At 63.6% G+C, this 26,575-nt stretch carries 26 protein-coding genes; 22 read left to right on the top strand and 4 right to left on the bottom strand.

The window, feature by feature from the left end:
• Positions 1–39: 39 nt before the first annotated feature.
• Together FNZ07_RS32810 and rpsU are read left to right on the top strand one after the other, a co-directional pair.
• Complete coding sequence (locus tag FNZ07_RS32810) at positions 40–981, top strand: aldo/keto reductase (protein ID WP_091017191.1); 942 nt, start codon at positions 40–42, stop codon at positions 979–981.
• A 300-nt stretch (positions 982–1,281) separates the two neighbouring features.
• On the top strand, positions 1,282–1,494 hold the full coding sequence (rpsU, locus tag FNZ07_RS32805) for a 30S ribosomal protein S21 (protein WP_006050883.1): 213 nt from the start codon (positions 1,282–1,284) through the stop codon (positions 1,492–1,494).
• Between the two features lie 109 nt (positions 1,495–1,603).
• Here the strand turns inward: rpsU and FNZ07_RS32800 are convergent, their stop codons facing one another.
• Positions 1,604–2,029, bottom strand: a complete 426-nt coding sequence (locus FNZ07_RS32800; protein WP_091017194.1) for a hypothetical protein — start codon at positions 2,027–2,029, stop codon at positions 1,604–1,606.
• A gap of 372 nt (positions 2,030–2,401) precedes the next feature.
• The gene (locus FNZ07_RS32795) at positions 2,402–2,998 is read right to left on the bottom strand and encodes a DNA-3-methyladenine glycosylase I (protein WP_091017196.1); all 597 of its coding nucleotides are present in this window, start codon (positions 2,996–2,998) and stop codon (positions 2,402–2,404) included.
• 134 nt (positions 2,999–3,132) lie between these two features.
• On the opposite strand from FNZ07_RS32795, the gene FNZ07_RS32790 reads away from it, so the two are divergent.
• Both FNZ07_RS32790 and FNZ07_RS32785 read left to right on the top strand, forming a co-directional pair.
• Positions 3,133–4,017, top strand: coding sequence for a glucosamine kinase nucleotide-binding domain-containing protein (locus tag FNZ07_RS32790; RefSeq protein WP_091017199.1), 885 nt, complete (start codon positions 3,133–3,135; stop codon positions 4,015–4,017).
• Between the two features lie 75 nt (positions 4,018–4,092).
• On the top strand, positions 4,093–4,914 hold the full coding sequence (locus FNZ07_RS32785; RefSeq protein ID WP_091017201.1) for a Cof-type HAD-IIB family hydrolase: 822 nt from the start codon (positions 4,093–4,095) through the stop codon (positions 4,912–4,914).
• Between the two features lie 95 nt (positions 4,915–5,009).
• On the opposite strand, the gene aqpZ is transcribed toward FNZ07_RS32785, so the two are convergent.
• Complete coding sequence (gene aqpZ / locus FNZ07_RS32780) at positions 5,010–5,735, bottom strand: aquaporin Z (protein WP_091017203.1); 726 nt, start codon at positions 5,733–5,735, stop codon at positions 5,010–5,012.
• A 287-nt stretch (positions 5,736–6,022) separates the two neighbouring features.
• On the opposite strand from aqpZ, the gene FNZ07_RS32775 reads away from it, so the two are divergent.
• A complete protein-coding gene (locus FNZ07_RS32775) occupies positions 6,023–6,325 on the top strand; it encodes an H-NS histone family protein (RefSeq protein WP_091017205.1) in 303 nt (100 codons plus the stop codon).
• A gap of 243 nt (positions 6,326–6,568) precedes the next feature.
• Here FNZ07_RS32775 and FNZ07_RS32770 read toward each other — a convergent pair whose 3' ends face one another.
• Positions 6,569–7,633: a glycosyltransferase family 4 protein gene (locus tag FNZ07_RS32770; RefSeq protein WP_091017207.1), complete on the bottom strand. Its 1,065-nt coding sequence runs from the start codon at positions 7,631–7,633 to the stop codon at positions 6,569–6,571.
• 625 nt (positions 7,634–8,258) lie between these two features.
• On the opposite strand from FNZ07_RS32770, the gene flhD reads away from it, so the two are divergent.
• The 17 genes from flhD to flhA all read left to right on the top strand — a co-directional run bounded on the left by flhD (position 8,259) and on the right by flhA (position 26,414).
• Positions 8,259–8,579 (top strand): flagellar transcriptional regulator FlhD, encoded by a 321-nt coding sequence (flhD, locus tag FNZ07_RS34220; RefSeq protein WP_249040674.1) that lies wholly within the window; start codon positions 8,259–8,261, stop codon positions 8,577–8,579.
• 50 nt (positions 8,580–8,629) lie between these two features.
• Complete coding sequence (gene flhC, locus FNZ07_RS32760; protein WP_091017591.1) at positions 8,630–9,193, top strand: flagellar transcriptional regulator FlhC; 564 nt, start codon at positions 8,630–8,632, stop codon at positions 9,191–9,193.
• Positions 9,194–9,448: 255 nt separating this feature from the next.
• A complete protein-coding gene (motA, locus tag FNZ07_RS32755) occupies positions 9,449–10,309 on the top strand; it encodes a flagellar motor stator protein MotA (protein WP_091017211.1) in 861 nt (286 codons plus the stop codon).
• 37 nt (positions 10,310–10,346) lie between these two features.
• Positions 10,347–11,327, top strand: a complete 981-nt coding sequence (gene motB, locus FNZ07_RS32750; protein WP_091017214.1) for a flagellar motor protein MotB — start codon at positions 10,347–10,349, stop codon at positions 11,325–11,327.
• 81 nt (positions 11,328–11,408) lie between these two features.
• The gene (locus tag FNZ07_RS32745) at positions 11,409–11,786 is read left to right on the top strand and encodes a response regulator (protein ID WP_091017217.1); all 378 of its coding nucleotides are present in this window, start codon (positions 11,409–11,411) and stop codon (positions 11,784–11,786) included.
• A gap of 57 nt (positions 11,787–11,843) precedes the next feature.
• Positions 11,844–14,237, top strand: a complete 2,394-nt coding sequence (cheA, locus tag FNZ07_RS32740; RefSeq protein ID WP_091017220.1) for a chemotaxis protein CheA — start codon at positions 11,844–11,846, stop codon at positions 14,235–14,237.
• Between the two features lie 62 nt (positions 14,238–14,299).
• Positions 14,300–14,830: a chemotaxis protein CheW gene (locus FNZ07_RS32735; RefSeq protein WP_091017223.1), complete on the top strand. Its 531-nt coding sequence runs from the start codon at positions 14,300–14,302 to the stop codon at positions 14,828–14,830.
• Positions 14,831–14,882: 52 nt separating this feature from the next.
• Positions 14,883–16,775 carry a methyl-accepting chemotaxis protein gene (locus FNZ07_RS32730; RefSeq protein WP_091017226.1) on the top strand — a complete coding sequence of 631 codons (1,893 nt, stop codon included), beginning with the start codon at positions 14,883–14,885 and terminating at the stop codon, positions 16,773–16,775.
• A gap of 147 nt (positions 16,776–16,922) precedes the next feature.
• A complete protein-coding gene (locus tag FNZ07_RS32725; protein ID WP_091017594.1) occupies positions 16,923–17,888 on the top strand; it encodes a CheR family methyltransferase in 966 nt (321 codons plus the stop codon).
• Complete coding sequence (gene cheD, locus FNZ07_RS32720; RefSeq protein ID WP_091017229.1) at positions 17,885–18,676, top strand: chemoreceptor glutamine deamidase CheD; 792 nt, start codon at positions 17,885–17,887, stop codon at positions 18,674–18,676. Before FNZ07_RS32725 ends, cheD begins: the two co-directional genes overlap by 4 nt.
• 5 nt (positions 18,677–18,681) lie before the next feature.
• Positions 18,682–19,785, top strand: coding sequence for a protein-glutamate methylesterase/protein-glutamine glutaminase (locus FNZ07_RS32715; RefSeq protein WP_170275888.1), 1,104 nt, complete (start codon positions 18,682–18,684; stop codon positions 19,783–19,785).
• A 62-nt stretch (positions 19,786–19,847) separates the two neighbouring features.
• Positions 19,848–20,243 (top strand): chemotaxis response regulator CheY, encoded by a 396-nt coding sequence (cheY, locus tag FNZ07_RS32710; RefSeq protein WP_091017234.1) that lies wholly within the window; start codon positions 19,848–19,850, stop codon positions 20,241–20,243.
• Position 20,244: 1 nt separating this feature from the next.
• Positions 20,245–20,976, top strand: a complete 732-nt coding sequence (gene cheZ, locus FNZ07_RS32705; RefSeq protein ID WP_091017236.1) for a protein phosphatase CheZ — start codon at positions 20,245–20,247, stop codon at positions 20,974–20,976.
• Between the two features lie 175 nt (positions 20,977–21,151).
• Positions 21,152–21,664 carry a DUF2844 domain-containing protein gene (locus FNZ07_RS32700; protein ID WP_091017596.1) on the top strand — a complete coding sequence of 171 codons (513 nt, stop codon included), beginning with the start codon at positions 21,152–21,154 and terminating at the stop codon, positions 21,662–21,664.
• Between the two features lie 17 nt (positions 21,665–21,681).
• Positions 21,682–22,929, top strand: a complete 1,248-nt coding sequence (locus tag FNZ07_RS32695; RefSeq protein ID WP_091017237.1) for a DUF3443 domain-containing protein — start codon at positions 21,682–21,684, stop codon at positions 22,927–22,929.
• Between the two features lie 174 nt (positions 22,930–23,103).
• The gene (gene flhB / locus FNZ07_RS32690) at positions 23,104–24,315 is read left to right on the top strand and encodes a flagellar biosynthesis protein FlhB (RefSeq protein WP_091017239.1); all 1,212 of its coding nucleotides are present in this window, start codon (positions 23,104–23,106) and stop codon (positions 24,313–24,315) included.
• Positions 24,312–26,414 (top strand): flagellar biosynthesis protein FlhA, encoded by a 2,103-nt coding sequence (gene flhA / locus FNZ07_RS32685; RefSeq protein ID WP_091017241.1) that lies wholly within the window; start codon positions 24,312–24,314, stop codon positions 26,412–26,414. The genes flhB and flhA overlap by 4 nt, the downstream gene beginning before the upstream one ends.
• Positions 26,415–26,575: the final 161 nt, after the last annotated feature.

Raw genomic sequence — 26,575 nt, 5'->3', positions numbered from 1 at the left:
TCTCGATGGCGCCCCGCACATCGCGCTCTTGGAGGTGTTATGCAGAAACGCTTTATTGGCAATTCTTCGGTGGAAGTGGCGCCGCTCGTGTTCGGCGGCAATGTGTTCGGCTGGACCGTGGACGAAGCGACTTCGTTTTCGATTCTCGACGCGTTCGCCGATGCGGGCCTCGACTTCATCGATACCGCGGATGTCTACTCCGCATGGGTTCCCGGCAACCAGGGCGGGGAGTCCGAAACGATCATCGGCAAGTGGTTCAAGCGCAGCGGCAAGCGCGATCAGATCGTCGTTGCGACCAAGGTGGGCAAGCTGGAGCGGCGCAAGGGCCTCTCCGCGGACAACATCCAGGCCGCCGTCGAAGACTCGCTGCGTCGCCTGCAAACCGATTACATCGACGTCTATTTCTCGCACTACGATCTGGCCGATACGCCGCTCGCGGAGACGCTGGGGGCGTATCAACGGCTGATCGAAGCGGGCAAGGTGCGGCTGATCGGCGCATCGAACTACAGCGGCGCGCGGGTCAAGGAAGCGCTCGATGTGGCCCGGGCGGATGGTTTGCCGCGTTATCAGCTGTTGCAGCCCGAATACAACCTGTATGATCGGGGCCCCTACGAGCAGGACCTCGAGCCGGTCGCGACGGCGGAACACCTGGGCGTCGTGCCGTATTACAGCCTTGCAAGCGGCTTTCTGTCGGGCAAGTACCGCTCGCGGGCCGATCTGGCGAAGAGTGCTCGCGGCAGCCGCGTGGAGTCTTACCTCGACGAGCGGGGGCTGCGCATTCTGGCGGCGCTCGACGAAGTGGCCGGTCGCCACGACGTGACGCCCGCAACGGTAGCGCTGGCATGGCTGATTGCGCGGCCCAGCATAACGGCGCCGATTGCCAGCGCGACCTCGCTCGGGCAGCTGAAAAGCCTTGTGGCAGCGGTACATCTGGCTCTTTCGGACGACGACATTGGTGCGTTGAATGACGCAAGTGCCTGAGCGGTATCGCTAAAAGGGTGGTCTGCCGGCTGCTTTCCTGATATGATCGAGAGTGAATTGAGATTTTTGCCGTTTTGACGTCGTTTCCGGCGCCAAGGCGGCGATCAGACGCGGGGCTGCAACATGCGTCTGCCCGTGTTAAGCGGTGAACTCCCCACCTCTCTTTTCCGGCCTCCGCGGCCGCTTTGCCTCTCGTTTCATCCGTGGTTCATCCATGAATTGAAGCGCCCGGAGGGCCGGCGCGTGAGCGGCTTACCGCCACGCAGTTAACCGTATCAAGCGATTTGAGTTAGGAATTACATGACGACGATTCTTCTGAAAGAAAACGAGCCGTTCGAAGTGGCGATCCGCCGCTTTCGTCGCGCTATCGAAAAAAATGGCCTGATCGCCGAACTGCGTGAACGCCAATCGTACGAAAAGCCGACCACGGCTCGTAAGCGCAAGAAGGCTGCAGCTGTGAAGCGCCTGCACAAGCGCCTGCGCAGCCAGATGCTGCCGAAAAAGCTGCACTAAGCACGCTTTTACGGATGGCCTGACGGCGGGGTGGCTTCGCAAGAAGCCACCCCGCCGTTTTTCGTCTGTAGCAGTGATTGGGCGGGCAGCAGCGTGAGGTTGAAAGCGTTTAAGCAGCGTGCTTAATGCATTCCGCGGACAAACCGAACTGGCGCGCAATCGACCCCAGCCGTTCATCCCATTCCCAGCGGGCAAAGACGTCGTGAACGTTCTGCAGGCAACTGAGCAGTTCGACGGTGAGCGGATCGTAGATGTTGATGCGCGCACGTAGCAGCGCTTTCTTCAGGGCGAGAACGCCCACGTCCATATACGCGGGCACATCGACCGGCGGCTTGCCGATGTAGCGCACCGGAATACCTTCCATTGCGCTCATGTAGTCGCGCGGCTTGATAAAGCTGCCAACCGGACAACCCCCGCAATAGCCCCGATAGGCGCCGCCGCCCCGCGGAAGAAGAGCGGTACGGCCCTGGCCGAAAAGATGGCTCACAGCCTGGTCGAATATCTCCTGATGGCTCAGGAAGTCTGGATTCTTCAAGGTGTTTCTCCTCTGCGCAACGCGCAGCGGTCGTTCGTTGTTCGTTATTCGAGCGCGGCACCTTGAGTCCCGGGTGCCGATGGTTGCGTCGTCCGTTTGCACGACGCGACCCTGCCGCCTGTTAACCGTTATAACGGGCGCAAGCGGTAAAAATGGAATTTGACGAGCGGCGAAGCGCAACGTTGACCGCTGCCCGACGCATGCGTGCCCGGTGAGCGTCGCGCAAAGCCTTGAGCCACGGGGCTGACCGACGCCAGCAACGACAGATTCGGGACTTTCCCGGAGTGCCGCGCTTTTCGGTCGCTTATGTTGCAAAAATGCCGAAAAAGCGGCAAGTGAGCGCATGCTCACTTCTTCGGAACCCCCGGACTATCAGCCCGCCTTGCGCTTACGTCCCTTCTTGCCCAACGCCGCGCATTGCGCGTGGCGCACGCAATCGGTCTGGTGATCGTTGACCATGCCGACAGCCTGCATGAACGCATAGCAGATCGTCGTACCGACGAACTTGCAGCCATATTTCTTCAGCGCCTTGCTGAGCGCATCGGATATCTCGGTCGAGGCCGGTGCGTGCTGATACGAGGTCAATGCGTTCTGTATCGGCGTCTGATCGACGAACGACCAGACGAAGTTCGCGAGCGAACCATGTTCCGCCTGAATCTGCTGCACGGCGCGCGCATTGACCACCGCCGATTCGATCTTCGCGCGATTACGGACAATGCTCGCGTCGAGCATCAACGGTTCGAGCTGCTTGGGCGTGAAGTGGGCGACGGTGTCGATATCGAAGTTGGCGAATGCGCGCCGGTATCCTTCCCGCTTGTTCAGGATCGTCGACCACGACAACCCGGCCTGCGCGCCTTCGAGTACCAGCATTTCGAACAGATGTTGATCGTCGCGTGAAGGCACACCCCATTCGGTGTCGTGGTAGTGTGCGAGCGCTTCGCTCGTTGCCCAGGTGCATCGCTGTGTCACGGTCCGGCTCCGCTTGTTCAGGTTGACGCAAGCATAACGGAATGGACCGTCGCCGCCACCTGGCCTTTTGGTCGATTGCCGGATCGCAGCGGACCTGCCACGCTATGCGGCATCCCTTCACGAATCTTTAGCGCATGAATACAGACTTCTTTTTGCTTGGCATCGATGGTGGCGGCACCGGGACGCGCGTCATCCTCGGCGATGCCGAAGGTCGTGTGCTGGCGCAGGCCTCGAGCGGGCCATCGGGGCTCGGGCTGGGCGTCGAGCGCGCGTGGGAATCGATTGAAGCGGGTTGCGCCGGCGCGTTCGCTGCTGCCGGCCTGACATACGACAGATCGCGCTGCGTGCTCGGGTGCGGTCTTGCGGGCACCGTGAACCGCGACTGGCTCGCGGCCTTCCACGCAGCGGCACCGCAGCTCGCCGGTCTCGCGGTCGAGAGCGATGCGTATACGACCTTGCTCGGCGCGCACGGCGGCGAGCCGGGCGTGATTGTCGCCATCGGCACCGGCAGCATCGCGGCCGTGCTTGATCGCGAGGGTGCGTGCCGGATCGTTGGCGGTTTTGGTTTTCCATCGGGCGATGAGGCGAGCGGTGCGTGGCTCGGCGTGCGCGGAATCGTTCACGCGCAACAGGCGGCCGATGGCCGCGTACCCGTCGATGCCTTCGCGCAGGCGCTGCTCGCTCACGCCGGTGCTACCGATACCGAAGGGTTGATTGTCTGGCTGTGCGAAGCGAACCAGACCGCCTACGCGACGCTCGCACCCGTGATCCTCGCGCATCGAGAGCACCCGTTCGCCGCGCGGTTGCTCGCTCATGCGGGAGCGGAAATCGGCAGGATGATCGCGGCACTCGATTCATCGAATACGATGCCGGTCGCGCTATGTGGCGGCCTCGCGGAGCCGCTGCGTCCATGCGTACCGTCGGCGTATCAGCATCGTTTGCGCACGCCGCTGGCCGATTCAGCGCATGGCGGCTTGCAGCTCGCCCAGCGCGAAGCCGCGCGCATCGCCGGAAAATAGGCGGCCGACGCAGTGGACAGGCGATAAAATATGCCGCTTGATGTTGTCCACTGAAGTCGTCCACTCAACCACACCATGTACAAAGTCATCGCGACGGATCTAGACGGAACCCTGCTCAACAGCAACCACCAGCTCGATCCGATCACTGTCGAAACCGTGCGGCGACTCGAAGCGCAGGGCGTGCAGTTCATCATCGCGACGGGCCGGCACTACTGCGATGCAGCCGGCATTCGCGACCTGCTCGGTATCCGTCCGTATCTGATCACGTCCAACGGTGCGCGAATCCATGCGCCCGACGACACGAAGATCTACGCCGACGATCTCCCACCGGTCACCGTGCGGCGCCTCGTGCAGCCCGACATCGCCGGTTCGCATGGCCGCATCATCGTCAATCTGTTTGCCGACCAGGCATGGCTGATCGATCGCGATGCGCCGCAGCTGCTGAGCTTTCATCAGGACTCGGGCTTCCGCTATTCCGTGGTCGACATGCCGCAGCACGACGGTACCGACATTGCGAAGGTGCTGTACATCGGCGGGGCCGACGACCTCGCTCACGTAGCTGTGAACCTGCAACGGGAATTCGGCAATTCGCTGTACGTGACGTACTCGGCGTCCGATTGCCTCGAAGTGATGACGTCGAATGTATCGAAGGGGCGGGCGTTGAGCTTCGTGCTCGATCGTCTCGGTGTCGCGCCGTCGCACTGCGTCGCGTTCGGCGACAACATGAACGACATCGATCTGCTCGAAACAGCGGGGCATCCGTTCATGATGAACAACGCGAACCCGGATCTGATCGCGAGGCTTCCCGATGTGCCGCGCATCGGCAACAACTTCGAAGCGGGCGTCGCGCATCAGTTGCGCAAGCTGTTCGCGCTCGACGGTGAACTCACTTCATAAGCACGGTGCCCGCGGCCCGTCTATGCCGCGCTAACACAAGCAAACGGGCGCCGCAGCGCCCGTTTTGCCATGCTCAATCGAAGAAGCGGCCCGCGTTACGCCTGAGCGTTACGCTGCTGCCCTGCCACGAGCGGATAGATCACACCCGCGATGATCGCGCCGATAATCGGCGCCACCCAGAAGAGCCACAACTGGTCGATGGCCGCTCCGCCTTCAAACAACGCCGGCCCAGTCGAGCGCGCCGGGTTCACCGATGTGTTGGTCACCGGGATCGAGATCAGGTGGATCAGCGTGAGGCACAGGCCGATTGCGATCGGCGCGAGGCCGGCTGGTGCGCGCTGGTCGGTGGAGCCGAGAATCACGAACAGGAAGAACGCCGTCATGGTCGTTTCGCAGACGAACGCAGCCATCAACGAATAGTGACCCGGCGAGTGGTCGCCGTAGCCATTCGTCGCAAAGCCGCTCGCGACCAGATCGAAGCCCGGCTTGCCCGAAGCGATCACCGACAGCACGAACGCGCCGACAATCGCGCCGATCACCTGAGCGACGATGTACGGGACGAGGTCGCGAACCGGCAGACGCCCGGCCACCGTCAAACCGACGCTAACCGCTGGGTTCAGGTGGCACCCCGAGATATGCCCGATCGCAAAGGCCATCGTGAGGACGGTCAGGCCGAAGGCAAGCGCGACGCCGAGAAACCCGATGCCGAGACCGTGGACCGGTCCCGCGAAACTGGCGGCTAGTACGGCGGCACCGCAGCCGCCGAGGACCAGCCAGAAGGTGCCGAAGAACTCGGCGGCAAGGCGTTTGGAAAGTGGCATATGTGGCTCCTGAAAAAGACCGGTAAGAGGCAAGACATCGTCGGGATGAGCGATGCAGGCCGCGGAACGCGTATTTTTAGGCAAATGCAACAGACGCGGGTGTCAACAATTGTCAATCTCCACGAAGTGAAACAATTACTGAAGGCAAGACTCTTTTCAATTTAACAATTTGGGTTCCTTTAATAATTATCAGACGTAATCCTGTTATAGCAGTATTATTGTCCATTGCGAATTTCTTTAGTTACAGCTAATCTCCGGCCATTCAGTGCTACAAAGGGGGAGCCAGAATGTCACAATATGCGGATCTCAAGGCGCAGATCGTCCGCCTGCAAGCCCAGGCGGATGACGCCCGGCGTACCGAAGTGATCAATGTGATTGCGGAGATCAAACGCAAGATTGTCGAGTATGGGCTGTCCGCCCAGGATCTCGGCTTTGCCGCGCCTGCCCGGCGGGGGCGTCCGCCGAAAAAGGCACCGCTTCCACCGAAGTATCACGACCCGAAAACGGGCAGTACCTGGAGTGGCCGCGGTAAGCCGCCTAAATGGATTGCAGGCAAAAACCGCGACCGCTTTTTGATCGAGCAAGCGTAATCGTCCGGTTGACGAAAGCGTTCCGAAGGCAATGGCAAGGGTGAATGCGGGATAGACGCCGAGGCCGGCGTTTACCCCAATTCTTACCGAATCGTCGGTACACGCACATCAATGGCCCATGCCATTGGTAAATAAAAAAGCCGCCCGTAAAGGGCGGCCTTTTTGTCCGGGGCGGTTAACCCACTTTTGCGTCCGCGCAAACGATTCACATTGCAGATTTACGCAATGCGAATCCGCTGTGGCTTAGCCCGCCGCAACGCGACGCAACACCGGGCGGCGAGCCGCTTCGATTAGCGCGGTATAGCCGTCGACATAATTCTGCGCCATGGTCTTCGCGCTAAAGCGGCGCTCGAACTGCGCACGGATCGCGTCGCGCGGCAGCTCGTCGAGGCGCTGCAACGCAGCAACGGCGCCCTGCACATCCTCGACGATAAAGCCGGTCACGCCGTGATCGATCACCTCCGGCACCGAGCCGCGGTTGAACGCGATGACCGGTGTTCCGCAGGCCATCGATTCGATCATCACAAGCCCGAACGGCTCCGACCAGTCGATCGGAAACAGCAGCGCCTTCGCACCCGACAGGAACTCCGGCTTCTGCGCCTCGTTGATCTCGCCGACAAATTCGACATGCGCCTGCGACAGCAGCGGCTCGATCTCCGCCTTGAAGTAGTCCTGGTCGACCTTGTCCACCTTGGCGGCGATCTTCAGCGGCAGACCGCTCTGCGCAGCGATCTTGATAGCTGTATCGACGCGTTTTTCCGGACAGATCCGACCGAGGAACGCGAGGTATTCGGGTTTCTTGTGAGCCTGCGGCGTAAGCAACTGGTCCGGCAGGCCGTGATAGATCGTGTTGAGCCAGTTCGCCTGTTGCAGCGGCAGGCGCTGCGAATCCGAAATCGACACGACCGGCGTGTCGGAGAACACGTCGAAAATCGGCTGCAACTCGGGCAGGTCGAGTCGGCCGTGCAGCGTCGTGACGAACGGCGTGTCGAGTGTGGAGAACAGCGGGAACGGCAGGTAGTCCAGATGGAAGTGCAGCACATCGAACTCATGCGCGACGCGGCGTACGCGCTCGAGCAGCAGCATATGCGGAGCCATTGCATCGCGGATGGTCGGGTCGAGCCGCAGCGCGCGCGGCCATGCCGCTTCAAGCTGCGCCGACGTCACCGAATCGCCGCTCGCGAACAGGGTCACGTCGTGGCCGAGGTCGACCAGCGCCTCCGTGAGGTAGGACACGACGCGCTCGGTGCCGCCGTAGAGTTTCGGCGGGACAGCTTCGTATAGCGGCGCGATTTGTGCGATTCGCATGCGTAATCTCCTTGTTCAGGGGCTTCGCGGGGGGACGCTGCGTGGCAGCGTAGCAAGGCGAGTGCCCATCGGACGGAAGGGCGCGGCAGGCCGCCGCCCGAGGGGTGCCCCGATCAAACCGGTTGGGGTTTCTCCTTACGTCTCATTATCGGGATCGAGCGTCGCAATTCGAGCTATTTTTCAAACGCTTAATGTTGTTACAGCGAGAAACATCATGCGTAACGGGTTCTCCGATTGACCTTAAAGCCTTGTGCAGCAAGCCGCACACGGCATCGGATCAAGCGCGGAAGCGTGCTCAGCAAGGGTTTGCGGCGAAATACCAGCAGTGCATTACGGCCCGATGAAAAGCCTCTATAATTCGGCCAGCCCACCGAAGGTGCCATTCGGCACTGTTTAGAACAGCCCGCATTCCATTTCCCCAAGTCGTTCGTTTGTAGGAAAAATTCCGACAGCATTAAGGGATTTTTCCGGCTGCCAACCGGGGTGTCTGTCCGATTTCCGTTCCCTTTCCCTTTGGCCACAATTCAGGCATGACCATAAACGGGCCATTCCACGTGCATCGATGCGTGCGGGTGAGCAAACGTTTTCGGAACGGCCTGACCAGCCAGATCGACTCGGGGGAATCATGAGCGCCAACAGTGAAATGCTGACTGAGATCAGGGAAGTGAACCTGTCTTATCTGCTGCTCGCCCAGCGCCTGCTGCGCGAGGACAAGCAGACCGGCATGTTCCGGATGGGGATCTCCGACCAGCTCGCCGACGTGCTCGCCAGCCTGTCGCTGGCCCAGACCGTCAAGCTTGCCGCGTCGAACCAGGTGCTGTGCCGCTTCCGCTTCGACGATCACGCGATCCTCACTTCGCTCGCAGACAAGGGCAAAACCAGCGCCGTCGCCCAGGCGCATTCCGCGATCCTGATGGCCAGCCAGCCGGTCGAACAGCTTGGCTGATGCCGCCGTTGCATCACGAGGAAACCGACAGGACGCGGGAACCGGAGCGGATGGCACATAAAAGCGTAGTGCTCGAGGTCAGGGAGATCACTCTCGCCATCGAACTGATCGAACTCGGTGCGCGTCTGCAGTTGCTCGAAGCCGAGACCAGCCTGTCGCGCGACCGGCTCATCAAGCTCTATAAGGAGCTCAAGGGCGTTTCGCCGCCTAAGGGCATGCTGCCTTTTTCGGCGGACTGGTTCATGACCTGGCAGCCGAACATTCATTCCTCGCTGTTCTACAACATCTACCGGTTCATGACCGATCACGGCGGCTGCAAGACGATCGAGTCGATCGTCAAAAGCTACCGGCTGTATCTGGAGCACGTGCAGATGCACGGCGACGAGCCGGTGCTGAGCCTCACGCGGGCGTGGACGTTAGTCCGTTTCTTCGATTCGGACATGCTGCAGATCACCGCGTGCTCGCGCTGCGGCGGGCATTTCGTTGCGCACGCACACGATCCGCGCCAGGGTTTCGTCTGCGGGCTGTGCCAGCCGCCGTCGCGGGCCGGCAAGACGCGCAAATCCGCAGACGCGAAAGCGCGCGCAGGGCAGGTGCCGGCGCTGGCCGCGTGAAACGCGCTACCTGAATCCTTGCGTTCCGCCCGCGCTGGCTCCGACGTCCCAGCTCAGCGGCGATTCGCCCAAGGCCCGATCCGGTCGGGGCAGGCTTCATCCGGCGGGGCTCGCCGATCCCTGCACACCGCCATGCCGCCGCGCGCCCACCGCTCAAGCGCCGACACTCGCCGGCTTTTCCGCCAAAGTTTTCCGCTCCGCTGCCGTAAACCCAATTAACGACGGTCAACGTCGATTTTTTGTGAGGGCCCGGCAGTGCTGATTTTCGTGGGAACACTCGTAACGCTGTTGTCCGTCTTCGGCGGCTATGCACTGGCGGGCGGCCATCTCGGCGCGCTGTTGCAGCCCGTCGAAATACTGATGATCGCGGGCGCGGGCCTCGGCGCGTTCATCCTTGGCAACGGGATGAAAACGATCCGGGCAACGGTGCGGGTGATCCCGACGCTCTTCAAGGGCTCGAAGTACAACAAGGACGTCTATATGGAGCTGATGGCGCTCCTGTACGTCCTGCTCGCGAAGGCACGCAAGGAAGGCACGCTGACGCTCGAAGCCGACATCGATAACCCGGAGCAGAGCCCGATCTTCACGCAGTACCCGAAGATCCTGGCCGACCGGCACATCGTCGAATTCCTGACCGACTATTTGCGCTTGATGGTCGGCGGCAACATGAACGCGTTCGAGATCGAAAGCCTGATGGACGAGGAAATCGAAACCCATCACGCGGAAGGCGAGGCGCCGGCGCATGCGCTCGCCAAGGTCGGCGATGCAATGCCGGCATTCGGGATCGTCGCGGCGGTGATGGGCGTGGTCCACACGATGGCCTCCGCCGACAAGCCGCCCGCCGTGCTCGGCGAGATGATCGCGCAGGCGCTGGTCGGCACGTTCCTCGGCATTCTGCTTTCGTACGGTTTGATCGGTCCGCTCTCGAGTCTCGCCGAACAGCGCGTGACCGAGTCGACCAAGATGTTCCAGTGCATCAAGGTAACGATCCTCGCGAGCCTGAACGGCTACGCGCCGGCCATTGCCGTCGAGTTCGGCCGCAAGGTGCTCTTCTCGACCGAACGCCCGTCGTTCACCGAGCTGGAAGAGCACGTGCGCCGGGTGAAGGCGAAGTAAGGCCAGATAAAGGCGACGCCCGGGGACCGAAAAACCGATGAGCAAAGACAAAGACCGCGCAATCGTCGTCAGGCGTTCGGCGCCGGCGAAGAAAGGCCATCACGGCGGCGCATGGAAGCTCGCCTACGCGGACTTCATGACCGCGATGATGGCGTTCTTCCTGCTGATGTGGCTGCTCAGTTCGGCCAGCACGGCGCAGTTGAAGGGCATTGCCGACTACTTCAACCAGCCGCTCAAGGTGTCGCTGTGGGGCGGCGTGCGCAGTGCCGAGGAATCGAGCGTGGTGCGCGGCGGCGGGCGCGATATCACGAGCGACAACTGGGGTGTGACGCGCTCCAGCGACGGTACGACGAAGCGCGCCGATCGCAGCGAAAGCCGCGCCGACGATCAGGCGCTGAACACGCTGCAGGGCGAACTCGAACGACGCGAGCAGGCGCGTCTGCACGATCTGCAGGTGAAGCTGATGGCCGCGATCGAAGCAAACCCGGTGCTGCGTCAGTTCAAGCAGCAGATCCGCATCGATTCGACGCTGACCGGGCTGCGCATCGAGATCGTCGATTCGCAGAAGCGGCCGATGTTCGCGACCGCGCGCGACACGGTCGAGCCGTACATGCGCGACATCCTGCGCGAGATCGGCCACACGCTGAACGACGTGCCGAACCGCATCGTCGTGCAGGGACACACCGATGCCGTGCCGTATGCGGGCGGCGAGAAGGGTTACAGCAACTGGGAGTTGTCGGCGGATCGCGCGAATGCATCGCGGCGCGAGCTGATTGCAGGCGGGATGGACGAAGCGAAGGTGCTGCGCGTGATCGGCCTCGCGTCGACGCAGAACCTGAACAAGGCCGATCCGCTCGATCCGGAGAACCGCCGGATCAGCATCATCGTGCTGAACAAGAAGTCCGAGGAAGCCATGATGCGCGACGACACGACGACCACCACGTTGTCCGACGATGCAGCGGGTTCTGCGCGGCCGTTGTTGCAGAAGATACCGCCGCCGGTAGCGGCGGGGCCGTGACGTAACGGCGCGTAACGACGCATCACGGCACGAGGCAGCCACCAGGCAACACGATAAAGGCATGCGCAGCGAGGGGTTTCAATGATCAGGCACATTCTGGCAATCGACGATTCGGCCGCGATGCGGGAGATTCTCTCCGCGACGCTGACGACGGCCGGCTATGAGGTGACGCTCGCCGCCGACGGCAACGAGGGCCTGGAAAACGCACTCGCCATCCGCTTCGATCTCGTGCTGACCGATCAGCACATGCCGGGCAAGACCGGTCTCGATCTGATTGCCGCATTGCGCGGCAACCCGGCCTATCGCGCGACACCGATCCTCCTGCTGACGACCGAATCGGGCGAGCCATTCAAGGCGGCGGCGCGCGCGGCCGGCGCGACCGGCTGGATCGAGAAGCCGCTCGACCCGGACATGCTGACCGAACTGGTCGCGGCACTCGCCGAACCGGGGCAGGCGTGATGCGTACCGACCGCACCGTTGCACAGTCCAGACACGATTTCTCGTGGTGACCCACGTATGACACTCGACATCACTCAGTTCTATCAGACGTTCTTCGACGAGGCCGACGAACTGCTCGCGCAGATGGAGCAATTGCTGCTCGATCTGGACATCGCGCATCCGGACCCGGAAGACCTCGCCGCGATCTTTCGCGCGGCGCACTCGATCAAGGGCGGCGCGGCGACGTTCGGCTTCACCGCGCTCACCGAGACGACGCACATTCTCGAGTCGCTGCTCGACCGCGCGCGTAATAACGAACTCGTGCTGCGCAAGGACATGATCGACACGTTCCTCGAAACCAAGGACGTGTTGTCGGGCCAGCTCGCGGACTATCGCGCGAGCGCCGAGCCCGATGCGGCGACGGCTGCGGCGATCTGCGCGAAGCTCGACCGGTTGTACGCGGAGAGCCGCGCGGGCAATGCACAGCAGCCCGAATCCGCAGCGGTCGAGACAACGGCAGCGGACCTGCCAGCGTTGAACGCGGCGACACAACCCGAAGTCGCGGACGGTGCGAACGCGCCGCAACACGTCGTCGATCAGGCACTCGAAGCAGCCGGCGAGTGGGCCGGAGCGTGGGTCGAAGTACCGAGCGGGACCACGACAGAAATGTCGACCGGAGCGCAGGGTGACAACACGGATATCAACGCGGCCGGCGACGCAGCCGCTATGTCGTCCGCCGCCGCGCCAACGGAAACACCAGCCGGATCGCATTTGAAAATTACGCTGCGGGGCGTGGGGGAGAAGGACCAGGCATTGTTGATCGAAGAACTCGGCAACCTGGGGAATATCGTCGGACAGGTGAAGAGCGGCAGCGAACTTGCGTTGTGGCTCGACACCGACGTCCCCTCCGACGACATCGTCGCTGTGTGCTGTTTCGTGATCGACGAAAGTCAGATCACGATCGGTCGCGGCGAAATGCCGGCGGACGACGTGCAGCTGGGCGAACCTGGAACGCCCGCCGCTGTCACGTCGTCGCCGGCGGCCGATGCAATCGATACAACCGTTGCGCCCATCTTCGTGCCACAGGCTGCGAACGAAGCGGCATCGGCTTCCACGGCTGCCACAACCGAAGCAGCAGTCGCCTCCATGCTGGCCGCAGCCGCGGCAGCAGCGACTCAAGCAAGCGCACCGCCTGCCAGCGCCGCCGCCACAACAACAGCTTCTTCAGAACCAGACCGCAAAGCTGCCCGCCCAGCCGCCGCTTCAAGCGCCGAAGGCAGTTCGATCCGCGTAGGCGTCGAGAAAGTCGATCAGTTGATCAACCTCGTCGGCGAACTGGTGATCACCCAGGCGATGCTCGCCGAAACCACCAGCACCTTCGATCCGGCGTTGCACGACCGCCTGTTCAACGGCATGGCGCAGCTCGAGCGCAACGCGCGCGACTTGCAGGAAGCGGTGATGTCGATCCGCATGATGCCGATGGACTACGTCTTCAGCCGGTTCCCGCGGCTTGTCCGCGATCTCGCGGCGAAGCTCGGCAAGGAAGTGGAACTGGTCACCTTCGGTCAGGCGACCGAACTCGACAAAAGTCTGATCGAACGCATCATCGATCCGCTCACACACCTCGTGCGCAACAGCCTCGACCACGGCATCGAAACCGTCGAGGCGCGCCGCGCCGTGGGCAAGGACGGCACGGGTCAACTGGTGCTGTCGGCGGCGCATCACGGCGGCAACATCGTGATCGAGGTCAGCGACGACGGAGCCGGCCTGCGCCGCGACAAGATTCTCGCGAAGGCGGCGAAGCAGGGCATGCAGGTCAGCGAGTCGATGACCGACGAGGAAGTCTGGAACCTGATCTTCATGCCGGGCTTCTCGACGGCCGAGCAGGTCACCGACGTGTCCGGCCGCGGTGTCGGCATGGACGTCGTGAAGCGCAACATCCAGGCGATGGGCGGCCACGTCGAGATCACGTCGTACGCGGGCCGCGGCACGACGACGCGGATCGTGCTGCCGCTCACGCTGGCGATTCTCGACGGCATGTCGGTCAAGGTCGGCAGCGAGATCTTCATCCTGCCGCTGAACTTCGTGATGGAGTCGCTACAGCCGCGCGCCGAAGATATCTACACGATCGCGAACGGCGAACGCGTGGTGCGCGTACGCGGCGAATACTTACCGCTCGTCGCGCTGCACGCGGTATTCACCGTCGAAGACGCACGTACCGATCCGACTCAGGGCATCGTCACGATCATGCAGGCCGAGGGGCGCCGCTTTGCGATGCTGATCGACGAGCTGGTCGGCCAGCAGCAGGTCGTCGTGAAGAACCTCGAAACGAATTACCGCAAGGTGCATGGCATATCCGCTGCCACGATCCTCGGCGACGGCAGCGTCGCACTGATCGTGGACGTGGCCGCGTTGAACCGCGAGAAGCGCACCGCGCATGGCGCGCATAGCGACCTTGCCGCACTCGCATGAACGCGGCAATAAAGCGACAAAGCGAACCTTAACCAATTTTTCCCAACTGCTTGGGGGCTAACGTGGCAGAAGTCCAATCCATTCATTCGAGCCAGTCGAACAGCGCAGCAAGCCGCCGGCACGCGCAGCAGGCCGACGCGGGCGGGCAGGAATTTCTGGTGTTCACGCTCGGCGCCGAGGAATACGGCATCGACATTCTCAAGGTGCAGGAGATTCGCGGTTACGACAACGTGACGCGCATCGCGAACGCGCCGGAGTTCATCAAAGGCGTGATCAACCTGCGCGGCATCATCGTGCCGATCGTCGACATGCGCATCAAGTTTCATCTGGGCCGCGTCGAGTACGACCACCAGACGGTGGTGATCATCCTGAACGTGGCGCACCGCGTGCTTGGCATGGTGGTCGATGGCGTGTCCGATGTATTGACGCTCGCAGCCGACCAGATCATGCCCGCGCCCGAATTCGGCGCGACGCTGAACACTGAGTATCTAACGGGGCTCGGTACCGTCGATGGCCGCATGCTGATTCTGATGGACATCGAAAAGCTGATGACGAGCCGCGAAATGGCGCTCACCGACGCGCTGAGCGAGTAAGCAGACCGCGCATCTGAAGCACGTATAAGACACACATCAAGGAGAAACGACGATGCTGGGCAGATGGTCGATCCGCACGACGCTAACCGCGGTCGGCGTCATTCTCGTTGCGCTGACGGTTGCCGTCGGCGCACTCGGACTGGTCGCGCTGCAACGCGCGAACCAGTCGCTCGACCAGATCGCCGGCAGCGATCTGGTCGCGATGCGTTCGCTGAATGACGCGTCGTCCTACCTGCTGCGTTCGCGCGTGACGCTCGATCGCGTCACCGGTCTGATCGCCGCCGGTGAAATGGAGCAGGCCAAGACCGCGCTCGATCGCGGGCAGGATCTGCTCGGCAAATCGAATGAAAACTGGCAGGCGTTTCTCGCCACACCGCGCCGCGGTGCCGATCAGTCGCTGATCGATGCGGTGAGCGCGCGTCGTGCGACGCTGCTGCACGACGGCGTCGAACCGGAGTTCGTCGCGCTGCGCGCCAGCGACACGACCAGCTACCACGCGATCGCCGACACGAAGATCAGCCCGATGTTTGTCGACTACGACAACGCCGCGACGCCGGTCGTCAAGGCGCTGCAGGATCACGCGCAGCGGCAGCAGGCCGACACCGCCGCGCAGATCGGGCTGATGAAGATGCTGATCATCGGTGTGACGGTGTTCGCGCTCGTGATGGTCGTCGTGATCCGCTTTGCGCTGCGCGGACTGATCGTGCAACCGCTGAACGACGCGACCGTGTGCTTCGAGCGAATCGCTGCCGGCGACCTCTCGCAACGCGTCGACGTGTACAGCCACAACGAGATCGGGCGTCTGTTCGGCGGGATCAAGCAGATGCAGGAAAGCCTCGTGACGATGGTGAAAGCGGTTCACACGAGCACCGAATCGATCGACACCGGCGCGCGCGAAATCGCGATGGGCAACACCGATCTGTCGCAGCGCACCGAGCAGCAGGCGGCTTCGCTGCAAGAGACCGCATCGAGCATGGAACAACTGACCGGCACGGTGCGGCAGAACGCCGAGAACGCGCGGCAGGCGAGCCAGCTCGCTGTCAACGCGTCGGACATCGCGACGCGCGGCGGCGACGTCGTGAACCAGGTCGTGCATACGATGCAGGACATCGCGTCGAGCTCGAACAAGGTCGTCGACATCATCGGCGTGATCGAAGGGATCGCGTTCCAGACCAATATCCTCGCACTGAATGCCGCGGTGGAAGCGGCGCGTGCCGGCGAACAGGGGCGCGGCTTCGCCGTGGTGGCCGGCGAGGTGCGCAGCCTCGCGCAACGCAGCGCGAGCGCGGCGAAAGAGATCAAGGAACTGATCGGCGATTCGGTCGACAAGGTGCAGAGCGGTTCCGCGCTGGTCGGTCGCGCGGGCACGACGATGGAAGAGATCGTGCAGGCCGTGCGCCGGGTCACCGACATCATGGGCGAGATCAGCGCGGCGTCCGAAGAGCAGTCGACCGGTATCGAGCAGGTCAATCGCGCGGTCACGCAGATGGATGAAGTGACGCAGCAGAACGCGGCGCTCGTCGAAGAGGCCGCGGCAGCGGCTGCTTCGCTCGAAGAGCAGACGCGGCAACTGCAGACGGTAGTCGGTGGTTGGCGTGTGGGTGGGAGCGGGAGCGAACGAACGACGCGTCCGGCAAGCGCCGTGCGCAGTCACGCGGTGGCCGGACCGGTTCACGGCAGCGTGCGCCCGGCATTGGCAAACCATGCCGGTACACCAGCGATATCCGCTGCAACGAGCGCAACGCACCGCGCAATCGGAGCGGCGGCGAAGCCGCAAGGCGCACCGGCTGCGTTTGCGAGCACAACCACGTCGACGAAACCGGACGGCGCATCGCGTAGCGAGCCCGCCCTCAGACCGAAGAGCCTGCCAGCAGCAGAGACACTGAAGCGCCCAGCCCCGGCCGGTTCCACGGTCAGCGCGGACGCGGATTGGGAAACGTTCTAGGACAGGATGAAGCGGTATGCGGACCCCACGCACCTCGCCCGATGACGGGCGGCTCACCGAAGCATGCTCATACAGCATGCCGGGAGCCGGCCGTCTGCGCGCGGTTCGTGCAACGGTCTGCGCATTGCAACGCAGGCGGATCACGCGATGAAACTCTCGCGCACACCATCACGCCCCGCTACCAGCGAAGCGGCACGAACCGCCGAATCGACACGCGACTTCGAATTCACCTCCGCCGATTTCGCGCGCATTCGCGAGTTGATCTATCTGCGCGCCGGCATCTCGCTGTCCGACCACAAGCGCGACATGGCGTACAGCCGTCTCGCACGACGCCTGCGCGCGCGCGGCTTCGACAACTTCCGGCAATACCTCGACTTGCTCGAGTCCGATACCGATCCCGCCGAATGGGAGGCGTTCACCAACGCACTCACGACGAACCTGACCGCGTTCTTCCGCGAAGCACATCACTTTCCGGTCCTCGCCGACTTCGCGATGCAGCGCCCGGCGCCGGTCTCGGTGTGGTGTTCGGCGGCATCGACTGGCGAGGAACCGTACTCGATCGCGATGACGCTGATCGAAGCGCTCGGCGAACAAGGCGCGCGCCAGGCGAGCGTGCTCGCCACCGATGTCGATACGCAGGTACTCGCCAAGGCCGAGGCCGCGGTGTATCAACTGGAGCAGGTCACGCATCTTGCGCCGGAGCGCCTCAAACGCTTCTTCCTGAAAGGCACCGGTGCGCATGCGGGCCTCGTGAAAGTGCGCCCGGAAGTGCGCGCGATGGTCCGCTTCGAACGGCTGAATCTCACCGATCGCGACTACGCGCTGCGCACGCCGTTCGACGCGATTTTCTGCCGCAACGTGATGATCTATTTCGACAAGCCGACGCAGGCGCAGGTACTGGCCCGCTTCGAGCCGCTGTTGAAGCCGGGCGGGTTGCTGTTTGCCGGCCACTCGGAGAACTTCACCTACGTGAGCCAGGCGTTCCGTCTGCGCGGCCAGACCGTCTACGAACTGACCCGCGACGGCGGCGCACCGCATCGGGCTACGGCGCACCGTCGCGCGGACCACGCTGCAGGTTCCGCCGACGCTGCACCAAGCGGGGTGAGCGCATGAGCACCGCACTGCCGATCGCGACAAACCTCTACTACGACAACCACTTCAAGCGCCCCGGTGTGAAGCTGCTGCCGAACGAGTTCTTCATGACGGGCGAAGACATGGTGCTCGTCACGGTACTCGGCTCGTGCGTGGCGGCGTGCATCCAGGATCGCAGCGCGGGCATCGGCGGGATGAATCACTTCATGCTCCCCGACGACGGCGCGGACGTCGCGCAGGCCGCCTCGGATGCGATGCGCTACGGCGCCTATGCGATGGAAGTGCTGATCAACGAAATGATCAAGGCGGGTGGCCGGCGCGAACGGCTGGAGGCGAAAGTGTTCGGCGGCGCGGCCGTGCTCGCGGGCATGACGACGATGAACATCGGCGACCGCAATTCGACCTTCGTGCGCCGCTACCTCGCACTCGAAAAGATTCCGATCCTTGCCGAAGACCTGCAGGGCGAGCATCCGCGCAAGGTCGCGTTCATGCCGCGCACGGGCCAGGTGATGGTGAAGAAGCTGCGGCTGCAACAGGAGGCGCGCGTCGCCGAGCGCGAACAGGCGCTGGCGCAGCAGACCTCGGTGGCACGCGCCGAACGGCTCGCGCGGGCACGCGAACGCGTCGAGCTGTTTGCGAGCCCAGCGCCGCGACCGCGTGTCGAACTGTTCGGCAATGCAACCGGTGGTACTCAAAACGGCACATCGGGCAACAACCCTGGCAACCCCGCCAAACCGCGCATCGAACTGTTCGGCAGCGGTGGCAAGCCCGATCAATCCAGCAACGCCAGAACGGCCGAGGAGGCGTGAGCGCTGTGCAAAAGATCAAGGTACTGTGCGTCGACGATTCGGCGCTGATTCGCAGCCTGATGACGGAGATCATCAACGGCCAGCCGGACATGACGGTCGTCGCGACGGCGCCCGATCCGCTCGTCGCGCGCGAACTCATCAAGCAGCACAACCCGGACGTGCTGACGCTCGACGTCGAAATGCCGCGTATGGACGGTCTCGACTTCCTCGAAAAGCTGATGCGTCTGCGGCCGATGCCGGTGGTGATGGTGTCGTCGCTGACCGAACGCGGTTCGGAAATCACGCTGCGCGCACTCGAACTCGGTGCCGTCGATTTCGTGACGAAACCGCGTGTCGGCATTCGTGACGGCATGCTTGACTACGCGGAAAAGCTTGCCGACAAGGTACGCGCGGCGGCGCGAGCGCGCGTGCGGCAGCGCGTCGTGCAAACGCCTGCCAGCACAAGCCCCACGGATGCAACCGGCGCCGCGCAGGCGCCCACGCTCGCGCCGCTCTTCAACAACCCACTGGTCAGTACCGAGAAGCTGATCATCGTCGGCGCATCGACGGGCGGTACCGAAGCGATCCGCGAAGTGCTCCTGCCGCTGCCGCCCGATGCGCCCGCGGTGCTGATCGCGCAGCATATGCCGCCCGGTTTCACGAAATCTTTTGCACAGCGGCTCAATGGTTTGTGCCGGATTACCGTTAAAGAAGCAGAGCACGGCGAGCGCGTGCTGCCGGGTCATGCGTACATCGCGCCCGGCCATGCGCATTTGCTGCTGGCAAGAAGCGGGGCAAACTACATTGCGCATCTGTCGGACGAACCGCCGGTGAACCGGCATCGGCCGTCGGTGGATGTGCTGTTTCGCTCGGCCGCGCAACACGCGGGCAAGAATGCAGTCGGCGTGATCCTGACCGGCATGGGCCGCGACGGCGCGGCCGGGCTACTCGATATGAAACAGGCGGGCGCGTACACATTTGCCCAGGACGAAGCGAGCTGTATCGTCTTCGGCATGCCGCGCGAAGCGATCGCACTCGGCGCCGCCGACGAAGTCGCCGCGCTGTCCGAGATGAGCCGCCGCGTGATGGCGTGCCTCGCTGCGATGGGCGAGCGCGTGCAGCGCGTATGATGCGGGCCGATTGAAGCGGCGGCAGCGTGCCGCACGAACTGGATTTGCGAAAGGGAATGGCTATGGATAAGGGAATGAAGATTCTGGTCGTGGACGACTTTCCGACGATGCGCCGGATCGTTCGCAACCTGCTCAAGGAGCTCGGTTACGGCAACGTCGACGAAGCCGAGGACGGCATGGCGGGCCTCGCCCGTCTGCGCAGCGGCACGTACGACTTCGTGATCTCCGACTGGAACATGCCGAACCTCGACGGCCTCGCGATGCTCAAGGCGATCCGCGCCGATGCGGGTCTCGCGCATCTGCCGGTGCTGATGGTGACCGCCGAGTCGAAGAAGGAAAACATCATCGCGGCCGCCCAGGCCGGCGCGAGCGGCTATGTCGTGAAGCCGTTCACCGCGGCGACGCTCGATGAGAAGGTGAACAAGATCCTCGAAAAGATGGCCAAAGCCGGGAGCTGACTTGAACCAGCCGAGCAACGCGTCAGGCTTCGACCTGAAAGAAGACAGCGGCGGCGACTTCGCAAGCGACCGCATTCTGGCCCGCATCGGGCAGCTCACGCGCACGCTGCGCGACTCGATGCGCGAGCTCGGGCTCGACAAGCACGTCGAGCGCGCGGCCGAAGCGGTGCCGGATGCGCGCGACCGCCTCAAGTACGTCGCCACGATGACCGAACAGGCCGCCGAACGTGTGTTGACCGCAATCGAAGTCGCCAAGCCGATTCAGGAGCAACTGCAGCGCGATGCAGGCAAGCTCGATGCGCGCTGGGCCGAGTGGTACGCCGCGCCGATCGAGCGCGACGAAGTGCGCGCGCTGATGAGCGATACGCGCGGCTTTCTGAGTGCGCTGCCGGAGTCGACCGGCGCGACCAACGCGCAGTTGCTCGAGATCATGCTCGCGCAGGACTTTCAGGACCTTACCGGCCAGGTGATCAAGAAGATCATGGATGTGGTCTATCTGATCGAGCAGCAACTGCTTGGTGTGCTGGTCGAGAACATCGCGCCCGAGCGGCGCGAGCAGTTTGCGGCGACGGCCGCCGCGCTCGCAGCGGCGCACCCGGCCACCGACCACGCGGGCGCCGCCGGCCCTACCGAAACCCTGGTAAACGGCCCGCAGATCAATCCGGAAGGCAAGCCCGACGTGATGCAGGATCAGGCGCAGGTCGACGATCTGCTCGCGAGTCTCGGCTTCTGAGTTTCATACGATCCCTTACCGACGCGCTGTACTACTGCTTAATCCACTCGGGCACAGGCATACTACGGGCACGCGCACCGGGGCTGAGAGACCGGTGCGGTTTTCACGTCGCGGACATGCCGGTGACACGGCCCCGCGACAGACGATCAGGAGGAGTCTGGCCATGTCGAGCCGTATGTCGAGCCCACTACGTCGCGCCGTCATCGTGACGACGCTCGGATCCAGCCTTGTGCTGTCCGCCGTCCCCGCCGCGCAGGCCGCGCTGGGCGGCAGTCCCATGACCCCGCCGGACGGTTCGACCGTTACTACGCGCGTCATGCATGCCACATCGTCGGCGGCGTCGGCATCGACCGCGTCGTCCACTGCCGCCGCGGCCTACAGCGTGCGCGAGACGACGCTCGCTAGCGGTACGGTCGTGCGCGAGTATCTGTCGCAGGCCGGCACGGTCTTCGGGATCGCATGGAACGGCCCGCAGATGCCCGATCTCAACAGCCTGCTAGGCACTTATTTCCCACAGTATGTCGACGGCCTGACGGCAGTGCGCACCGCACGCGGCGGCCACGGTCCCGCGTCGGTCCAGAGCGACAATCTCGTCGTGCAATCGGGCGGCCATATGGGCGCGTTCGCAGGCAATGCGTGGCTGCCGCAGGCGCTGCCTGCCGGCGTCAGCAGCTCCGACATCCAGTGACGGGCGGGAGACAGACAGTGCAGACAGTCCAATCGAAAGCACCGATCAAGACGCAATGGGTTCGCTGGGTCCAGGCCGCGGGCCTTGCCATCGCCGCGGCCTGCATCGCCGGATGCGGCGGTGGCGGAGGCAGCAGCGGTGGTGGCAGTACGCCGGTGACGCCGGCCGGCGGCAACCAGGTTGCGTTGACCGTCAACGCCGGGGTGGCCAACGTCGTGAATATTCCGACCGTCAGCGTCACGGTGTGCCCGCCGGGTTCGACCAGCAATTGCCAGACGATCAATAACATCCAGGTCGACACGGGCTCGTATGGGCTGCGGGTGGTGAGCTCCGCGCTTACGTCGTCGTTGTCGGGCGCGCTGCCGGTCACGACCGTAAGCGGCGCGCAGATCGCCGAATGCGCGCAATTCGCCATCGGTTACACGTGGGGCACCGTGCGGACCGCGAACGTGACGATCGGTAGCGAGACGGCCAGCAGCATCCCGGTGCAGATTATCGGCGACCTGGCGTCGTCGACGGTGCCGGCTACCGGTTGCGCAAACGGCCCGGCGCAGAATACGGCGAGTGCGCTCGGCGCGAACGGCATCCTCGGTATCGGCGTCGCGCCCAACGACTGCGGCACGACCTGCGCGACCTCCGCCAACAGCAGCATCTATTACTCGTGCCCGAGCGGCACCAATTGCACGAAGACGACGCTGCCCACCACGCAGCAGGTCGCGAACCCGGTGCAGAACTTCCCGGTCGACAACAACGGCGTGGTCCTCCAGATGCCGTCCATCTCCAGCACCGGTGCGACGTCGGCGTCCGGCACACTGACGTTCGGTATCGGTACGCAGGCGAACAACACGCTCACAGCGAGCCAGACGTTTACGACGAATAGCGCCGGCAATATGGTCAGCAGCACGTTCAACGGCAGTACGGTGACGGCGTTCCTCGACTCGGGGTCGAACGCCTACTTCCTGTCCGACCAGACGCTGACGCAATGTACTAACAGCAACTATTCGGGCTTCTATTGTCCGTCCACGCCGACGTCCCGCACCGCGACCCTGGTCGGTGTGAACGGCACGGTCGGGACGGTCACGATGAACGTCACGAGCGCCGCGACGCTGTTCGGTAACACCAGCAACTACGCATTCAACGATCTCGCTGCTGCCGGCGGCCTGGGCCAGCTCGATCTCGGTTTGCCGTTCTTCTACGGCCGCACGATCTTCTTCGGTATGGATCGCCGGGCGACCGGCGGCGCGGCGCCGTACGTCGCGTTTTAAGAGCGCCACGGCGCGCTGACCCGGGCGACGACATGCCCGGGGCAGTGCGCCGCTTCCCCATCCCCCGAAATACCCCCGTTTCCCCGTCCTTATCCGCCGATGGCGCCTTGCCGTCTGCGGGAATAATCGCTGTCACTGGAAAACGGCATCGTGCCGTCTCGTCTGGAGAGCCTGGTGGCAGAGGACAGCGACCTCGAAAAAACCGAAGCAGCCACTCCCCGGCGGGTCGACAAGGCCCGCGAGGAAGGGCAGGTCGCGCGCTCGCGTGAGCTGGCTTCGTTTGCGCTGCTCTCGGCAGGCTTCTTTGGCGTATGGGGCATGGCCGGGCCGATCGCCACGCATCTGCGCGCAATGCTACGCAACTCGTTCACGTTCGATCACACGGCTGTCTTCGATTCGCACCAGATGATGAGCGGCGCGGCCGTCGCAGGCCGCGAGGGTCTCTATGCGCTTGCGCCCGTACTCGGACTGACCGGTGCCGCCGCGCTGTTCGCACCGATGGCGCTGGGCGGCTGGCTGATCTCGAGCAAATCGCTTGAACCCAATTTCGGCCGGTTGAATCCGCTCACCGGCCTTGGGCGCATTTTCTCGATCAACGGTCCGATCCAGCTTGGACTGTCGCTCGCGAAGACGCTGGTGGTGGGTCTGGTGGGCGGCATAGCGGTCTGGCAGCGGCGCGACGAGGTGATCGCGCTCTGTACGCAGCCACTAGATGTCGCACTCGCCAACGCGGGTCACCTGATCGCCGTGTGCTGCGCCATGACGGTCGCGGGCATGTTGCTCGTGGCCGCGCTCGACGTGCCGTATCAACTCTGGCAGTTCCAGAAGAAACTCCGCATGAGCAAGGATGAAGTGAAGCGCGAACACCGCGAGAACGAAGGCGATCCGCTGGTGAAGGGGCGTATCCGTTCGCAGGCGCGCGCGCTGGCACGCCGCCGGATGATGTCCGAGGTGCCGAAGGCCGACGTCGTCGTGACGAACCCGACCCACTTCGCGGTCGCGCTGAAGTACACCGACGGCGAGATGCGCGCGCCGAAGGTGGTCGCGAAGGGCGTGAATCTCGTCGCGTTGCGTATCCGCGAGATCGCCGCCGAACACAACGTACCGCTGCTCGAAGCGCCGCCGCTTGCGCGGGCGCTCTATCACAACGTCGATCTGAACCGCGAGATTCCGGGTGCGCTGTACGGCGCGGTCGCCGAAGTGCTCGCGTGGGTCTATCAGTTGCGTCGCTTCAATACCGAAGGCGGCGTTGCGCCGACGGTGCCCACGAGCTTCGACGTGCCCGCCGAACTCGACAAGGGCGCCATCTCCGACGATGAAGCCGCCGAGGAAGCCGCCGAAGCGCTCGCAAAAGAAGACGAAACCCGACGCGGAGGCCGCGCATGAACACGCGCGCCGGTTTCCTCTCGCGACGGCCCGACGTGCTGGCCGGCACCAACCTGCGGGCACTCGCCGGGCCGGTGCTGATCTGCATGATCCTCGGCATGATGATCCTGCCGTTGCCGCCGTTCCTGCTCGACTTGCTGTTCACGTTCAACATCGCGCTGTCGGTGATGGTGCTGCTCGTCAGCATGTACACGATGAAGCCGCTCGATTTCGCCGCGTTCCCGAGCGTGCTGCTGTTCTCGACGCTGCTGCGCCTGTCGCTGAACGTCGCATCGACGCGCGTCGTGCTGCTCGAAGGTCACACCGGTCCAGATGCAGCCGGGCAGGTGATCGAGGCGTTCGGGCACTTCCTCGTGGGCGGCAATTTCGCGGTCGGCATTGTCGTGTTCATCATCCTGATGGTGATCAACTTCATGGTGATCACGAAGGGCGCGGGCCGCATCGCCGAAGTGTCGGCGCGCTTCACGCTCGATGCGATGCCTGGCAAGCAGATGGCCATCGACGCCGACCTCAACGCCGGTCTCGTCAACGAAGAACAGGCCAGGAAGCGACGCCTCGAAGTCGCGCAGGAAGCCGAGTTCTACGGCTCGATGGATGGCGCGAGCAAGTTCGTGCGCGGCGATGCGATCGCCGGGCTGCTGATCATGGTGATCAATATTCTCGGCGGGTTGATCGTCGGGATGGCGCAGCACGGCATGGACTTCGCGTCGGCGGGCAAGACCTATACGCTGCTCACGATCGGCGATGGCCTTGTCGCGCAGATTCCGTCGCTGGTCATTTCGACGGCGGCCGGCGTAATCGTGTCGCGCGTCGCGACCAACGAAGACATCGGCACGCAGCTCACCGGCCAGCTGTTCACGAACCCGCGCGTGCTGATGATCACCGGCAGCATTCTCGTGCTGATGGGGCTGATTCCCGGCATGCCGCACTTCGCGTTCCTGCTGCTTGGCGGCGGCGCGATCCAGCTCGGCCGCGTGATGAGCAAGCGCGCGGCGGACCGCAAGGGCGCGTCGGCACTGGTCGATGTCATACCGGCCGCGATGACGCCGGTCGAGAACAGCGAAGCGAGCTGGGAAGACGTGACGCTGATCGACACGCTCGGTCTCGAAGTGGGCTATCGGCTGATCCCGCTCGTCGACAAGAACTCCGACGGCGAACTGCTCAAGCGGATCAAGAGCATCCGCAAGAAATTCGCGCAGGAAATCGGCTTCCTGCCGCCGGTGATCCACATTCGCGACAACCTGGAGCTGCGCCCGAACGGCTACCGGATTGCGCTGAAGGGCGTCGAGGTCGGCATCGGCGAGGCGTATCCGGGCCAGTGGCTCGCGATCAATCCAGGCCAGGTCACCGCGGCGCTGCCAGGCACACCGACGCAAGACCCGGCATTCGGCCTGCCGGCTATCTGGATCGATACGAACATGCGCGAACAGGCGCAGGTGTACGGCTATACGGTGGTCGATTCGAGCACCGTCGTGGCGACGCATCTGAATCACCTCGTTGTCACACATGCGTCCGAACTACTGGGTCGGCAGGAAGTGCAGGCGCTGATCGAGCGGATGTCGAAGGACACGCCGTCGCTCGTCGAAGACCTCGTGCCGAAGACGATCTCGCTGACCACGCTGCAGAAGGTGCTGCAAAGCCTGCTGGAAGAGGGCGTACCGATCCGCGACATGCGCACGATCCTCGAAGCGCTCGCCGAGCACGCAGGGAAGATGCCCGATGCTCACGATCTCACGGCTGTCGTGCGGCTCGCGCTTGGCCGCGCGATCACGCAGCAGTGGTTCCCGGGCAGCGGCGACATGCAGGTGATGGGCCTCGATTCGAATCTCGAACGGGTGCTGTCGCAGGCGCTCGCGACCGGTGCGAACCCCGGCCTCGAACCGGGCCTCGCGCACACGCTGCTCACCGAAACGCAGAAGGCGATGACGCGCCAGCAGAACCTCGGGCTCGCACCCGTGCTGCTCGTCCAGCATTCGCTGCGCGCGATGCTCGCGCGCTTCCTGCGCCGCAGCCTGCCGCAACTGAAAGTGCTGTCGTATGCGGAAGTGCCCGACACCCGGACCATCAAGGTCGTCAACCTGATCGGCGCGCACGGCTGAGCGCGGCGGCGGCACCGCTGCTGCCGCTACCGCCGCCGATCAGTCGAATTGCCCGTCTTTCCCCTTCCTTATCCATCGATCGTCGCTCGACACCTTTGGCAATAATCGTTGTCATGGGAAGCGGTATGTGAGGGTACGTGGCCGCTCCGTTCATCTCGCCG

The sequence above is a fragment of the Paraburkholderia megapolitana genome (genome assembly GCF_007556815.1).
Classification (GTDB): Bacteria; Pseudomonadota; Gammaproteobacteria; order Burkholderiales; family Burkholderiaceae; genus Paraburkholderia; species Paraburkholderia megapolitana.
The sequence above is the reverse complement of the archived record's forward strand: the minus strand, read 5'-3'. Positions and strand labels throughout refer to the sequence as shown.

What these genes read in the sequence shown, in the direction of transcription:
- FNZ07_RS32810 (WP_091017191.1), top strand. Translation starts at nt 40, where the DNA reads ATGCAGAAACGCTTTATTGGCAATTCTTCGGTGGAAGTGGCGCCGCTC.
- rpsU (WP_006050883.1), top strand. Translation starts at nt 1,282, where the DNA reads ATGACGACGATTCTTCTGAAAGAAAACGAGCCGTTCGAAGTGGCGATC.
- FNZ07_RS32790 (WP_091017199.1), top strand. Translation starts at nt 3,133, where the DNA reads ATGAATACAGACTTCTTTTTGCTTGGCATCGATGGTGGCGGCACCGGG.
- FNZ07_RS32785 (WP_091017201.1), top strand. Translation starts at nt 4,093, where the DNA reads ATGTACAAAGTCATCGCGACGGATCTAGACGGAACCCTGCTCAACAGC.
- aqpZ (WP_091017203.1), bottom strand. Translation starts at nt 5,735, where the DNA reads ATGCCACTTTCCAAACGCCTTGCCGCCGAGTTCTTCGGCACCTTCTGG.
- FNZ07_RS32775 (WP_091017205.1), top strand. Translation starts at nt 6,023, where the DNA reads ATGTCACAATATGCGGATCTCAAGGCGCAGATCGTCCGCCTGCAAGCC.
- FNZ07_RS32770 (WP_091017207.1), bottom strand. Translation starts at nt 7,633, where the DNA reads ATGCGAATCGCACAAATCGCGCCGCTATACGAAGCTGTCCCGCCGAAA.
- flhD (WP_249040674.1), top strand. Translation starts at nt 8,259, where the DNA reads ATGAGCGCCAACAGTGAAATGCTGACTGAGATCAGGGAAGTGAACCTG.
- flhC (WP_091017591.1), top strand. Translation starts at nt 8,630, where the DNA reads ATGGCACATAAAAGCGTAGTGCTCGAGGTCAGGGAGATCACTCTCGCC.
- motB (WP_091017214.1), top strand. Translation starts at nt 10,347, where the DNA reads ATGAGCAAAGACAAAGACCGCGCAATCGTCGTCAGGCGTTCGGCGCCG.
- FNZ07_RS32745 (WP_091017217.1), top strand. Translation starts at nt 11,409, where the DNA reads ATGATCAGGCACATTCTGGCAATCGACGATTCGGCCGCGATGCGGGAG.
- cheA (WP_091017220.1), top strand. Translation starts at nt 11,844, where the DNA reads ATGACACTCGACATCACTCAGTTCTATCAGACGTTCTTCGACGAGGCC.
- FNZ07_RS32730 (WP_091017226.1), top strand. Translation starts at nt 14,883, where the DNA reads ATGCTGGGCAGATGGTCGATCCGCACGACGCTAACCGCGGTCGGCGTC.
- FNZ07_RS32725 (WP_091017594.1), top strand. Translation starts at nt 16,923, where the DNA reads ATGAAACTCTCGCGCACACCATCACGCCCCGCTACCAGCGAAGCGGCA.
- cheD (WP_091017229.1), top strand. Translation starts at nt 17,885, where the DNA reads ATGAGCACCGCACTGCCGATCGCGACAAACCTCTACTACGACAACCAC.
- cheY (WP_091017234.1), top strand. Translation starts at nt 19,848, where the DNA reads ATGGATAAGGGAATGAAGATTCTGGTCGTGGACGACTTTCCGACGATG.
- FNZ07_RS32700 (WP_091017596.1), top strand. Translation starts at nt 21,152, where the DNA reads ATGTCGAGCCCACTACGTCGCGCCGTCATCGTGACGACGCTCGGATCC.
- flhA (WP_091017241.1), top strand. Translation starts at nt 24,312, where the DNA reads ATGAACACGCGCGCCGGTTTCCTCTCGCGACGGCCCGACGTGCTGGCC.